The organism is Peribacillus huizhouensis (assembly GCF_014138605.1).
Classification (GTDB): domain Bacteria; phylum Bacillota; class Bacilli; order Bacillales; family DSM-1321; genus Peribacillus; species Peribacillus huizhouensis.
The window spans coordinates 22,925-35,565 of sequence record NZ_JACJHX010000014.1 but is presented as its reverse complement, the minus strand read 5'-3'; the positions used below and the strand labels follow the sequence as shown (position 1 = coordinate 35,565).

General features: G+C 37.6%; 11 protein-coding genes and 1 riboswitch. Of the genes, 2 read left to right on the top strand and 9 right to left on the bottom strand.

Translation table 11 applies throughout. The annotated features are described in order from the left end of the window. Positions 1 to 46 precede the first annotated feature (46 nt). Positions 47 to 1,507 (bottom strand): protein adenylyltransferase SelO, encoded by a 1,461-nt coding sequence (locus HNP81_RS18010; protein WP_182503525.1) that lies wholly within the window; start codon positions 1,505 to 1,507, stop codon positions 47 to 49. A gap of 692 nt (positions 1,508 to 2,199) precedes the next feature. Here HNP81_RS18010 and HNP81_RS18005 point away from each other — a divergent pair. Further along, positions 2,200 to 2,493: an RNA polymerase alpha subunit C-terminal domain-containing protein gene (locus tag HNP81_RS18005; RefSeq protein ID WP_182503524.1), complete on the top strand. Its 294-nt coding sequence runs from the start codon at positions 2,200 to 2,202 to the stop codon at positions 2,491 to 2,493. 246 nt (positions 2,494 to 2,739) lie between these two features. On the opposite strand, the gene HNP81_RS18000 is transcribed toward HNP81_RS18005, so the two are convergent. The 3 genes from HNP81_RS18000 to HNP81_RS17990 are packed head-to-tail and all read right to left on the bottom strand — an operon-like array spanning position 2,740 to position 4,985. Further along, positions 2,740 to 3,462, bottom strand: a complete 723-nt coding sequence (locus HNP81_RS18000; RefSeq protein WP_182503523.1) for an amino acid ABC transporter ATP-binding protein — start codon at positions 3,460 to 3,462, stop codon at positions 2,740 to 2,742. Then, on the bottom strand, positions 3,459 to 4,142 hold the full coding sequence (locus tag HNP81_RS17995; RefSeq protein ID WP_028390103.1) for an amino acid ABC transporter permease: 684 nt from the start codon (positions 4,140 to 4,142) through the stop codon (positions 3,459 to 3,461). Before HNP81_RS17995 ends, HNP81_RS18000 begins: the two co-directional genes overlap by 4 nt. A 45-nt stretch (positions 4,143 to 4,187) precedes the next feature. Further along, positions 4,188 to 4,985: an ABC transporter substrate-binding protein gene (locus HNP81_RS17990; protein ID WP_028390102.1), complete on the bottom strand. Its 798-nt coding sequence runs from the start codon at positions 4,983 to 4,985 to the stop codon at positions 4,188 to 4,190. A gap of 116 nt (positions 4,986 to 5,101) precedes the next feature. Beyond that, positions 5,102 to 5,285, bottom strand: a riboswitch (Lysine riboswitch). Between the two features lie 181 nt (positions 5,286 to 5,466). Between HNP81_RS17990 and HNP81_RS17985 the strand changes: the two genes are divergently transcribed. Then, positions 5,467 to 7,116, top strand: a complete 1,650-nt coding sequence (locus tag HNP81_RS17985; protein WP_182503522.1) for a M20/M25/M40 family metallo-hydrolase — start codon at positions 5,467 to 5,469, stop codon at positions 7,114 to 7,116. 198 nt (positions 7,117 to 7,314) lie between these two features. On the opposite strand, the gene HNP81_RS17980 is transcribed toward HNP81_RS17985, so the two are convergent. The 5 genes from HNP81_RS17980 to HNP81_RS17960 all read right to left on the bottom strand — a co-directional run bounded on the left by HNP81_RS17980 (position 7,315) and on the right by HNP81_RS17960 (position 12,637). Further along, the gene (locus tag HNP81_RS17980) at positions 7,315 to 8,130 is read right to left on the bottom strand and encodes a formate/nitrite transporter family protein (protein WP_182503521.1); all 816 of its coding nucleotides are present in this window, start codon (positions 8,128 to 8,130) and stop codon (positions 7,315 to 7,317) included. 301 nt (positions 8,131 to 8,431) lie between these two features. Next, entirely contained in the window at positions 8,432 to 9,640 is a 1,209-nt protein-coding gene (gene ystJ, locus HNP81_RS17975) for an NADP-dependent malic enzyme (protein ID WP_182503520.1), read from the bottom strand. Between the two features lie 244 nt (positions 9,641 to 9,884). Then, on the bottom strand, positions 9,885 to 11,279 hold the full coding sequence (locus tag HNP81_RS17970; protein ID WP_182503519.1) for a purine-cytosine permease family protein: 1,395 nt from the start codon (positions 11,277 to 11,279) through the stop codon (positions 9,885 to 9,887). Positions 11,280 to 11,408: 129 nt separating this feature from the next. Next, positions 11,409 to 12,080, bottom strand: a complete 672-nt coding sequence (locus HNP81_RS17965; RefSeq protein ID WP_182503518.1) for a cysteine hydrolase family protein — start codon at positions 12,078 to 12,080, stop codon at positions 11,409 to 11,411. A 299-nt stretch (positions 12,081 to 12,379) separates the two neighbouring features. Continuing rightward, complete coding sequence (locus HNP81_RS17960; protein ID WP_028390098.1) at positions 12,380 to 12,637, bottom strand: YciI family protein; 258 nt, start codon at positions 12,635 to 12,637, stop codon at positions 12,380 to 12,382. Positions 12,638 to 12,641 lie beyond the last annotated feature (4 nt).

Here is a 12,641-nt window from a genome sequence, read left to right as displayed (position 1 = left end):
CATTATCTTGAAAATCCGTCAATGGTTTGATAAAAATGCTTATATATCAAGTACCGCAAAAGGTTTGGTAAGGAGTTGCTGACACCGGAAGTGTGGAGTATTCAGCCTGTTCGGTGGAGTGTGCGTAAGGGTTGGACAGAACATCCAAAAGCCGCTCCATCACACTATAATCTCCTTGCACAGCCGCTTCTAATGCTTCTTCTACCCGATGATTTCGTGGGATTATAGCAGGATTGCTGTTTCGCATCAACTGATTTACGGAGTCCTTCGATTCCTGTTGTCTACTTAATCTTGCCTGCCAGATTTCATACCATTGAGTGAATTCTGGAGTGCCAAATAGGACTGTATCTTCCTGTTTATCAAATGTTAATGCCGAAAAGGTATTCGTATAATCCGCATGATGCTTCTGCATCAGAATGAGGAGGCTATTGATCAAGGCTTCATCTTCTGTCTCTTCGTTAAACATCCCTAATTTCGCTCTCATTCCCGCGAGCCATTTTCCCTGATACAACTCCATAAAATTAGCAATCTCAGCCTGGGCTAGTTTGAGAGCCTGCTCCTGATCATCATGCAATAGAGGCAATAGGGATTCAGCAAATCGGGCAAGATTCCACCCGGCCATATACGGTTGATTACCATAGGCATAGCGGCCTTGCATGTCAATCGAACTGAATACCGTAGCTGGGTCGTAGGTATCCATGAAGGCACAAGGACCATAATCGATTGTTTCTCCACTAATGGTCATGTTGTCAGTGTTCATCACTCCATGGATAAAGCCAGCTAGTTGCCATTTGACAATAAGCTCAGCCTGAGACTTGATCACTTCTTGAAGTAAGGATAGATAGCGGTCCTCATCAGCTTCAATGTCTGGATAATGACGCTTTATTGTATAGTCAGCCAGAATCCTTAGTTCTTCAACTGTTCCCCATTGTGCAACGTATTGAAAGGTACCGACACGCAGATGACTGGCAGCCACACGAGTCATAATTGCACCAGGTAGCTCGGTTTCACGGAATACTGACTCACCAGTTGTCACCACTGCTAAACTACGGGTCGTAGGAATACCTAATGCATGCATAGCTTCACTGATAATGTATTCACGTAGCATCGGTCCAAGTGCCGCGCGACCATCCCCTCCGCGGGAGTATGGTGTTCTCCCTGGACCCTTAAGCTGAATATCCATCCTCTCACCTTGAGGCAGAATCTGCTCGCCTAACAGCACCGCTCTGCCGTCCCCCAACATGTTAAAATGACCGAATTGATGCCCAGCGTAAGCTTGAGCAAGAGGCTTGGCACCTTCAGGTATCTGGTTTCCAGCAAGCACTGCTACACCCTCTTCGCTTTGTAGCGCCTGAATGTTTAACCCCAGAGATGTTGCCAACTGATTATTAAGAACAATCAATTTCGGTGAGCGCACAGGAGTTGGGTTGATGCTAGAAAAAAATGATTTCGGCAGACGGGCATAACTATTGTCTAAGTTCCACCCTATTTCTTTACTCGTTGTCATAGTTTCTCCTTTTCTTCTTTTGACTTTTGTACATTCCAAAACACACTACATTCCTTTTTAATGTCTACTTCTGCCAATTTATTATACCGTTTCCACAGGGAGTTAGCGCCTTTTAAGTAAAGTTGATTGCCTATTACTGTTCTAGCTTTGACATCTTGATATTCAAGTTGTTACATTAGTAATTAATGATGGTATTCGTTCGACCATAAAAGGAGAGTAGGATATTTGTTTTTGTGAAAGGCTGTTTTCACATACTTTGTTGCTTTTCAATCATTTTTACACTAATAACCCGGGTTGATTTCCGTTGTAGAGGCGGTCTCAGAAGCCTCCTCAGTGCTTTGCACTTGCGGGGTCTCCCTCAACACGCTTTTCCCGCAGGAGTCTCGCATCTGTAACGAAGATCAACATCTGTTCGAATTGGTTTCTTGCTAAAAACAACAATCTTTACGAAAAGAGCCTTGTGAAAATAAGAGTGGGATTGTCGAGATAAGATATCCATGGAAGTAATGTAAGCAGGAAAATGGCAAGTTTGAAGAGTATTTCTTTAGAAGAACAAACATGAGTATCTAAAACTCAACTAACACGATGAAAAAGGTTCAGGTTCTCAAATGACATCACTTAATTAAGGTAGAGGTGCAGATCCGATTTTGCGAAGCCCCAACCCTTTTCCATAAAAAAGGAGACATTTTAAAATGACAACATCAGAAAAAAATGCGAGGACTTGCAACAAAGGACATACCTATTATAAAAGCAGCGATTGTCCAACCTGTCCGACTTGTGAACAAGAACGGAGACCCACTAATGGATTTCTTTCATTGCTCTCGGCACCAGCAAGACGAGCATTAGAAAACAATGGGATAACTTCTTTACAGGATCTATCTAAATATAGTGAAAAAGAGATTTTGCAATTTCATGGTATGGGACCGGCTTCTTTACCTAAACTTAGAAATGCTTTGAAGGAAAATGGGTTGTCATTCAGAAACTAATAGCAAGAAAGAGAATGCTTTGATTTTTTCTTCGAGTAATGAATGAGCTTTAAGTTAATGGGGGAAACAATAATTCAAACGCTCAGAGCGATCATTCTCTAAGCGTTTTTGTTTGTGAATAGATATGCGACCTTCACTGTAATGAAAGTGTTATTCGATATTTTTTAAGTTTTTCTCAGAGGTGCCTTTGATCTTCTTAAGAGAAAGAAAACCAAAACAGTTCCTTCATTATAATTCTTGATAAATCTATAATAGCTGGTTTAAAAACCTTTGTGTACGCTCATGTTTAGGATTTGTAAAAATATCTTCAGGATGTCCTTCTTCTATAATATTTCCGTCGGCAAGCATGACGACACGATCAGCAACTTCTCTTGCAAACCCCATTTCATGTGTCACAATGACCATCGTCATTCCTTCACGAGCTAACTCCTTCATCACTTGAAGAACTTCTCCAACAAGTTCAGGATCCAAAGCTGAGGTTGGTTCATCAAAAAGCATCACTTTGGGTTCCATTGCTAATGCTCTAGCTATTGCCACACGCTGCTTTTGTCCCCCAGATAATTGATCAGGATAAAAATGAGCTTTATCTTGTAATCCTACTTTTTTCAGGAGAATCCTCGCTTTTTCCCTCGCCTCTTCTTTGTTTTCTCCTCTTACAAAGATAGGGGCTTCGATAATATTTTCTAAAACAGTTTTATGAGGAAATAAATTGAAATGCTGAAACACCATACCCACTTTTTCTCTTACTTTATTCAAGTTCGTTTTCTGTGAGATAACTTTTTCTGAATCAATGCTAATCTCACCGTTCTCAGCTACTTCCAAAAAGTTTAAACAGCGAAGCAATGTACTTTTACCCGATCCGCTAGCACCGATTAGTACGACCACTTCTTGTTCTTTTATTTTCAAGTCAATACTCTTTAATACGTTAAGAGGACCAAAAGATTTTGAAAGATTAGTAATCTCTATCACGCAATACGAACCTCCTTCGGTTTACTTACATCCATTTTTTTCTCTAAACGATTTGTAAACCATGTAAAAATAAGGACGATTACTAAATAATAGAGGCCTACTACAAAATAAGTTTCAAACGGCATATAGTTTTCGCCTTGTACACTAAGAGCTGTATTGTACAAGTCAATAACAGATATGTAAGCAACAAGGGATGAATCCTTTAAGCTAATTATGAACTGATTGGCAAGTGGCGGAATGGACCTTTTGAAAGCCTGCGGAAAAATAATTCTTCTCATCGACAGTGAATAGGACATTCCTAACGATCTGGCTGCCTCCATTTGACCGCGATCAATGGACTGCACTGCCCCTCTAAAGATTTCCGAAATATAGGCACCTGTATGTATGCCTAATGCTAATGCTCCAGCCGTAAAACTATCTAAAGTTACAATACTAGCTATTCCGTAATAAAGAAACATGATCTGAACAATCAACGGTGTTCCCCGAATGATTCCAACATAAATATCAGAAATTCTATTTAAGAATTTAATGGACGAAATTTTAAACCCTGCAAAGACGATGCCAATAATTGTTCCAAAGAATAGCGAAACACCGGTGATTGATATTGTAATCCATGTAGCCTTTAAAAAAGCAATTCCATGTTCATTCAGGATGCCAATAATATTATGCAAAAAATCCATGATTTCTCAATCAGCCTCCTTAGAAAAAAAGTGTATTGTCAGACTTTACTTTTCCAAAATATTTCTATTAAACCATTTCATACTAATTTCTTCATACGTTCCATCGTCGACCATTGATTGAATCGCTTCGTTAATTTTTTCTTTAAGCTCAGTGTTTCCTTCATTAACTGCAACACTTACTCGATCCTCATTTAGCAATTCGCCAACTGGTTTAATTTTTAACCCTTTTTCCTTTTGAGCATTTAGGCCAACAATTTTATCTGTTATCACAGCGTCAAGACGACCTAACTCCAAATCTTGAAGAGCATTTGTATCAACTGGATATCCCTTTACCTTATCAGATAGTTCATCCGCCAGATCCTTCCACGTACTTGCTTGAATAACACCAATTGTTTTCCCTTTTAGATCATCCTTCGATTGAATCGTGCTACCTTCAGCTACAAAAATTTGAGCCCCAGATAAATAGTACGGCTCTGTAAAATCAACCTGCTTATCACGCTCTGGTGTAGCTGTCATACTCCCAATGATGGCATCGTATTTTTTCGCTTTTAAACCTTGAATAATCGTTTCCCATGGATTGGTTACAGGATTCGCTTCCAGTCCCATTCTTTTGGCAATTTCCGTTCCAATTTCTACATCAAACCCAGTTAGTTTTCCATCTTTTTTAAAATTTAATGGTGGATATATCCCCGTCATGGAAAAGGTTAAGTTCCCCTCTTTAACTAGCCCCATCTCCGTATTTTCAGCCTTCCCCGTCTTTTCTGTTCCACTTTCCTGTTTGCTTCCGCATGCTGACAAAAGAATTAGCATGGATGCCGCTATGAGAATCATCATTTTTTTCATTTAATATTACCCCCTTTTTTAAATAGACACTGCTAAATCAATCAAAGTCCATCAACAAAATGAAAACGCTGTCTTTGGGATATGACAGCGCTCGCATCCCCTCATTCATAAGCATTAGTAAAGATAGTTCTCCACAATTTTTTCATATTGTGACAGTGCTGTCCCTATTCGAGTGCAGCCCCAGCAATTCTGAACACAGTGATTTCAGAAGCTTCGGCAATTTATCCTTTTTCCTATTTTCATAGATTTCACAGAATCTCCAATAGGATACTAATATAAATCGCGACCTCTACCTCATCTAAAACTCTAAAAGATGAGGGATAAATATTTGTTTTATTCAGATAATTAATATTATATATAACGACGTCGTACAAAACAACAAAAAGTTGGAAAAATCGAAGTATTTCGATAATACTTGACGTTTATTTATCCAGTGTTATACATTTTTACAATAACACTCTAGTAAAAAGGAGACAAACCTATGTTGACATGCAGAGAGGAAGTATTAGCTTTTACAAAACAACTTGTTCAGATTGAAAGTATTGTAAATACAAATGGCGAAAAAGCGATTGCCCAATCATTATTTAAATGGGTCGCTTCTTTTCCATATTTTTCTCTTAATCCTTCTCAAATTCATTTGGAACAAACCATTGATGATGAACATGAAAGGTATAATGTACTAGCCTTTGTAAAAGGGACAAAAGGAAGTAGTAACAGAACTGTTATTCTAATGGGACATATGGATACCGTTGGCATTGATGATTTTAATCAACTCAAGCAACAAGCGTGTAACCCAGATGAACTAATGAACACTCTAAAAAATGAGAACCTTCCTGCTGCAGCTAAAAATCATTTAGACTCAGGTGATTGGTTATTCGGACGTGGTGTCCTTGATATGAAAAGCGGAGTAGCAAGTAATCTATACCTCTTAAAATACTATTCAGAGCATCCTGAACAATTAGATGGAAACATAATCTTCCTTGCAGAATGTGACGAGGAGGATAGCTCGCATGGCATACTTTCAGCGTTAAAAACTTTAAATAGCTGGAAAGAAGAACATGGATTTCATTATACGGCAGCCATAAATGCAGATTTTGTTTCAGCTCGATATGAAGGCGACGAAAACCGTTATATTTATAAAGGGACAGTCGGAAAGCTTTTGCCATCCTTCTTTATTACCGGTGCAGAAACCCATGTAGGCTCCTGCTTCGAGGGACTGGATCCGAACTTTATTGCTGCTGAGCTGACAAAGCAAATTAATTATAATCCTGAACTTTGTAACGAAGCTTACGGTGAAACAACCGTTCCGCCAGTTTCATTAAAACAAATGGACTTAAAACCGTCTTATACTGTTCAAACTGCATTATCTGCTTATGTCTATTATAATTTTTTTATCCATTCATGGTCACCTAAAGAGGTCCTTTCAAAGCTGAAGGAACAAGCAATGATTGCCTTTAGCAATTCCCTTTCTTTATTTGAAGAAAGATTTAAGCAATACTGTGCGATAAGCAAAGAGCCCTATATGCCGATTCATTGGCAACCAAGAGTTTTTACTTACGAGGAAATCGAGCAATTATTGATTCAGGAGAATGGCGAAAAATTTGTGACACATATGAATGCGTTCAAAAAAAATCTATTATCAAACACTGAACTAGATAATCGTATGTTTGCCGCTAGAGTGGTTGAAGAAGCTTGGAAATGGATGAAAGATAAAGATCCTGCAATCATCTTATTTTACTCCTCTCTATATTCTCCTAGGGTTGAATTGACAGGGAAAACTGATGATGAACAATTATTAATTGATGCATTAGACCAAGCTGTGGAGATGGTACAACCTAAATATCCATACCCAATTGTAACGAGAAACTTCTTCCCATACATTTCTGATATGAGTTTTGTTGCTCTAAGTGATGATGAAGAAGGAATTAATGCCGTTTCTAAAAATAACCCTTGTTGGGGTACAAAACACTACGTGAATTATCAAGACATACGCAAATTAAATGTACCTGTAATTAATATAGGACCATATGGGGTAGATGCGCATAAAAAACTGGAGAGAATGGAAATGACATATTCTCTTGAAATCGTTCCCAACTTAACAAATTATGTTATTCAAAAACTACTAAAGTAACTTACGTTAGAAGAGGGTACCAAAAGTAAAGGGTCAGATCCCGCAACAACTAAAAGATAAGTGTATGAAACACTACGTACTATTTTAGAGAGTGCGAGAATAGACCCTCTTGACGTACCCCCTTCTTATATTTTTAATCTCATATGTCATCAACGATTTTTTTATGATTTGAAATTATTTAGGTGTATCACAATAAAATCACCCAATATTCCTCCTGTTTTCTTTAAGAGAACTCCCTTCAATTTTAACGTCATCTTTTTTAAATACTAGAAAATATAAGAAACTTACAAAGATTGCTCCGCCAACAGCATTTCCTAAAAATACTGGAATCATATTCAAAAATAGTTCAACCCATGATAGATTTCCTGAAAAGATAGCAGCTGAGATAATAAACATGTTAGCCACCACGTGTTGAAATCCTATTAAAACAAAAGTCGTGATTGGGATCCAAATTGCTAAAATTTTTCCAAAGAAATCCTTCGCTCCATAACATAACCATACTGCCATAGCTACAAGCCAGTTACACCCTATTCCTGAAACAAAAGCGACCCAAAATGGATCTTTCACTTTCGCTTGCGCAGTTGAGACGGTCTTTTCTAAAAAGGCTCCCTCTGTTAGACCGACAAAATGCCCAAAAAAATAGGCAACAAACAATGCGCCCAACAGATTAAATAATGCAATTAAGAACCAATTACGTATTAACTGAAATAATGTAACTTTTTTTGCAAAGTAAGCGATACTCAATGTCATCATGTTTCCAGTAATCAATTCTCCTCCCCCTAATAAGATCAATACTAATCCGACTGGGAAAACAGCTGCTCCTATAAAAGTGACTAAACTTCCCCATTCATGAGGCATGGTTCCAGTTACTCGAATATAGGCAAGAAATCCAAATGCAATAAAGGCTCCGCCTAAAAAACCTAAAACTGCAAGAGATACATTAGATAGATTTACCTTTTCAAGACCTTTTTGAATAGATATGTCCGCAATTTCTTTTGGACTATAGTAGTTCATTATTTTCTCCTCACTTTTAACTTCTAATTTAGATTTCTACTTTTCTAGCCGTTCACAACGCATTTGGAAATTCTGTGATTCTACAAGTATGACACGTTCCATTAGAACGTCAAATGAAAAAATATATAACAGGATTTTAGATTATTATTTATCCAATCTGCTGGTTGATAAAAATAAGTTGTTGAGAAAAATTATCTCAACAACCTATAGCTTACGCTTTTCATAGTATAATTTGGTTAATAAAATATAGTTTTATTTCTTCTAGATTTATTAATAATCTATTTTTCTTGCGCTAAGGATATTAGATACCTTTAGTTTTTGCTACATCTCTAATTTTTTGTGCAACACCCGTTTCTATTGCAGCCTTCGCTACAGCTTCTGCTACACAAGCAGCTACTCTAGGGTCGAATGGATTTGGAATGACATAATCAGCATGAAGCTCTTCATCAGTTATTAATTCTGCAATTGCGTAAACAGCTGCCAGTTTCATTTCTTCATTTATTTCTTTCGCTCGTACGTCCAAAGCCCCTCGAAAGATACCAGGGAATGCAAGTACGTTATTGACCTGATTTGGAAAATCTGAACGACCTGTCCCTATTACCAGAGCTCCCGCTTCCTTCGCCTCTTCCGGCATAATTTCTGGCATTGGATTTGCCATTGCAAAAATAATCGGGTCACGATTCATGGAACGAACCATGTCTTTCGTAACAGCCCCTGCTGCAGACACACCTACAAACACATCTGCTCCCACAAGAGCATCTCCCAATGTCCCAACTATTTGTTCTTTATTAGTGATATAGGCCATTTCCTCCTTAAATGGATTCATTCCAACTAGGCGTCCTTCATAAATGATGCCTTTTGTATCACATAAAATGACGTCTTTTACGCCCATATGGAGAAGCAATTTAACAATGGCCACCCCAGCAGCACCGGAACCGTTTACTACAACACGAATCTCTCCTATTCTTTTGTCAACTAGTTTCAGAGCATTTAGTAATCCCGAAGCGGTTACAATAGCCGTTCCATGCTGGTCATCATGGAAAATTGGAATATTACATACTTTTCGTAGCCGCTCTTCAATTTCAAAGCATTTAGGGGCAGCAATATCTTCTAAATTCACTCCTCCAAAAGTAGGCTCCAATAATTTAACAGCTTCAACAATCTTGTCTGCATCTGTTGTATCTAAGCATATCGGAAATGCATCAACATCTGCGAAAGTTTTAAATAATAATGCTTTTCCCTCCATAACAGGCATGGCCGCTTTCGGTCCGATATTACCTAGACCAAGTACAGCTGTACCGTCGGAAATAACGGCAACAAGATTCCCTTTCATCGTATAATCATACGCTTTACTTTCATCAGCATGAATTTCGCGGCAAGGCTCTGCAACTCCCGGAGAATAAGCAAGACTTAGATCCCTCGCATTTTGTACTTGGACTTTCGAATGTACACCTAGCTTACCTTGCTTTTCTTTATGCATATTTAATGACTCTTCACGTAAAGTTGACATATTTTCCCCTTTTGTTTGAATTTTCAGAATTTTAATCAGATAAAGGAAGAAGTTAAAAAAAATCCTCTCACTTGGTAAAACGGTTTATATCTAATAAATTGAATCAATATTTATTTGCTAGTTCATTTGTTGTGAATTTAACCATTCACGTATTTTGAATTTTGTTTCGTACTAAAAGGGAAGGCTAACTCATCTGCAAAATAGAGGCTTCCAAATCAGCCTTTCACTTTAGAAAAAAACGGAATTATAATTTTTCTACCTTTTTAACATCTAACTGATGGTATTCAGATCCAGTAATCGTGTTTCTAATCTTCCGTTTCATTGGGAAATAATATAAAATGGCGGGCAAAAATAATCCTGCAGCCCAAGCTAAGTCTGCCCCATTAAGTGCTTTTGCAACTGGTCCTACATAAAAGGAAGCATTAATAAAAGGAATCTCAGCAATGATTGAAACTACGAATGCAAAGGAAGCAATCCAATTGACCTTGCCATACTGTCCATTAAGGTCAAATATATCTTTAACACTATATTCGCCTCGGCGCAATAGATAATAATCGACCAAGTTAATTGAAGTCCACGGTATCAAAAAATAACTCATAAAAAAGATAAAATTTAAGAAAAACTCGAGAAAATTTCCTTGTCCCACAATACATAAAATTGTTGCAAGGAATGTAATGCCTAGCAAGAAGCCCATCCGTACTTTTGGTGTAACTTTGAATTTAATAAACGGTTCAATAGTCGTAACCGATGACATAAATGCTCCATAAAGATTAAAAACATTAATAGCAAGTTGTCCAAAAACAATCAAAACATACATAAGGATTGCAAAGCTACCATATAGCGATGCTAAATTACCACCAGTATTATCCATGAAATTAGGAATCGCTATTGTCAATACCGCTCCTAATACCATCATCCAGACAGCTCCAATCACGGTCCCTGAATAACTATACCAAAACGTTTTTGCAGGTGGTGTATCTTCTGGAAGATACCTTGAGTAATCTGCAACATATGGAGCATAAGATAGCTGCCAAGTAACAGCAATACTAACCGAAAGAAAAAACGCTGACACGTCAATATTAGTAGGTAACCATTGTTCTTGTGGTACTGGCAACTGAAAAACAATATAGGTCATAATCAAAAAAATAAGCAACGATGCGGCCGAGAACCATTTTTGGACTTTGTGAATTAAATCATATCCATAAAGTGCAACTACAAAACAAATAGCACCGATTATGACTATATTCCAAGTTTGGTTAATTGGAAGTATATCACCTATGGTTTGAGCTGCAAGCAGTGTATTACTGGCGAAAAAGCCTAAATAAATAAACATGACAAGGAATAAAGGTATAATTGCGCCGATGACCCCAAACTGAGCTCTACTTTGAATCATCTGTGGTATTCCCAGCTTAGGACCCTGTACAGAATGGGATGCCATAAAAATGGCACCAATGAGCGAACCAATTACGATCGCAACAACACTCCAGAACAAATTAAGTCCTAACATTATTGGCAACGAGCCTGAAACAAGTGTAGTGATATTCATATTGGCGCCAAACCAGATTGGAAATAAATCTTTTGCCTTTCCGTGCCGCTCATTAGCTGGAATGTATTCTATACTTCGAGTTTCAACTTTCATAAAACTCCTCCTTGTAATCGTTTTCATCTTCTTATAAAAGCTAATCCATAAAGAGTGGGCAAGAAACTTAAGTTCACCTTAGCTGAACTTAAAACCATATTATTTCTCATTATGGAAAATAGCTATTTATCAAAGTTTTTCTAATGATAACTTTGAATAGATTTCTTTAAGATTATTAGGAGAAAATTGAAGTTGATCTGGGCATGTTGCCTCCCAGCCATGGTGTTCTTCTCCTATAAGCCTCTTTACTATATGAGTAGTATCGTATACTTTAAGATCATAGATCCAATTGGCCATCATTAATGTTGCTGCCATATGTGCTCCTGTCGTTGTCGTACCGCAAATATCCTTAACAAGATTTACTTGGTAATCACGATAATAAGCATCTAACACTGTAGCCAATACACAACAATCTGTGAGAACTCCTCCAATTATTAAATGTTTAACATCTAAACTTTTAAGCATCAAATCTAGGCTTGATTCATAGAAACCGCTGTATCGGTATTTATCCACAATGATATCATTTTCCTGAGGCTTTATTTCATCGATAATCTCAATCGTATCCGTGCCAGAATGATAATAGATAGGTTCCCCATTTTCATTTACTGGTTCTTTATTTGCCAGGCCAATAGCATCTGCTCTGCTAATATGGCGAGTGTAAATGATTGGAATCCCATGCTTGCGGCATATACTCACAAGAGTTTTAGCGTTTTTAACAATATCATTCATTCCAACAACATTTGATGTGCCACTTTCTTTTTGAAGATCAATCAATAGAAGAGCTGTTTTTTTCATATCCATTACGACTCACTCCTAAATACCTTTTACTCTTTTACTTCAGCCTTTTGTTTTTCGCTACATATCAATTATGGAGTTTCTGAATTTAATACCAACAATAGAATAAATTACCATGTACCATGCCAGTTACCAGATAAATAAATTTGGATTCTGGATCCAAAGTACAGGTTTTCTATTGTATTAAGCAATCTTCTTATTAACTTAATTCCCCACCGTTAATAAGGGTTAACGCTTCCCTAATTGGCCAATCAGAAAAGCGTTGTCACGATACACGCACTCTTTGTCATATCTTCATCATTCTTTCAGACGACTAGCCACTCTTTAAGCTCAAGTCGACGTGCGCCCTCGACGATATGCGGATCATCTTCCGCTAGTGATAGAGCCTCCTCAATCGAATCGGCAATATACACTACAAGTCCACCTGAACCGTCCAAGAATGGTCCTCTTGCAAAAATTTTCCCTTTTTTATCAAGATCGTCTAAATATTCGATATGACGTGGACGCACTTCAGTATTTTTTTTGGGATCTATCATGTGTAACATCGCTGCATAGTAAGGCATACTT